Source organism: Pseudarthrobacter albicanus (genome assembly GCF_018224015.1).
Lineage (GTDB): Bacteria > Actinomycetota > Actinomycetes > Actinomycetales > Micrococcaceae > Arthrobacter > Arthrobacter albicanus.
The window spans coordinates 1-797 of sequence record NZ_JAGPOT010000212.1 but is presented as its reverse complement, the minus strand read 5'-3'; the positions used below and the strand labels follow the sequence as shown (position 1 = coordinate 797).

The 797-nt window shown below is 68.5% G+C and carries 1 protein-coding gene; it reads left to right on the top strand.

Annotated features, from left to right (window positions below; all coding sequences use genetic code 11):
• A partial coding sequence (locus J9611_RS21485) for a putative transposase (RefSeq protein WP_211883317.1) occupies nt 1-797 on the top strand: 797 nt, incomplete at both ends.

The window sequence follows — 797 nt, the reverse complement described above, 5'->3', positions numbered from 1 at the left end:
TCCGCGGAGCGTGCCGCCGCCGGGGTTTTGGAGTGCGCGGCCCCGGTGTTTGCCCCGGCCGCCCGCATCCCGCACGCGGGGTTGTTCCTGGCCTTCCCCGCTCTGGAACGCTCCGGCCTCCTCAAGTGTGCAAAGGCCACCTATGGTTCACTGCCGAACGGCTTCTACGGTATGGAAACCATCCTGGTGGATGCGGTGCTGCGGGCACTGGCCGGGGAATCCCGTGCCGAGGGCGCGACCCGCTTCAACCCGGAGGACCTGGGCCGGATCCTGGGACTGGACCGCGCCCCGGAAGTGAAAACGATCCGCCGGCGCATCGCCCAACTCGCCGAAACCGGCAAGGCACCGGAGCTGATCGCCGCCCTGGCCGCCCACCACCTCAACCCGGCCGGCCCCGGCGGGGAGAACCTCGCTGCGGTCCTGTATGTGGACGGGCATGTGCGCGCCTACCAGGGCACGAAAAAGATCGGGAAACTGTACTCGACCCGGTTGAAGTTCCCCGTCCCGGCCACCGAGGAAACCTGGGTCTCCGACGCGAACGGGTCCCCGGTGTTCCTGGTCATGGCCGAACCCGGAGCCTCCCTCGCCGCCGGACTCCGCCGCCTCCTGCCCGAACTGCGTAAGGCTGTGGGTGATGACCGGCGGGTGCTCGTCGGCTTCGACCGCGGCGGCTGGTCCCCGGCACTCTTCCAGCACATGGCAGAGGCCGGCTTTGACCCGCTGACCTGGCGCAAGGGCAAAACAGAAGACATCGACGAAGCGCTCTTTACTGAGGTGTCCCATGGCGAGGACCACGG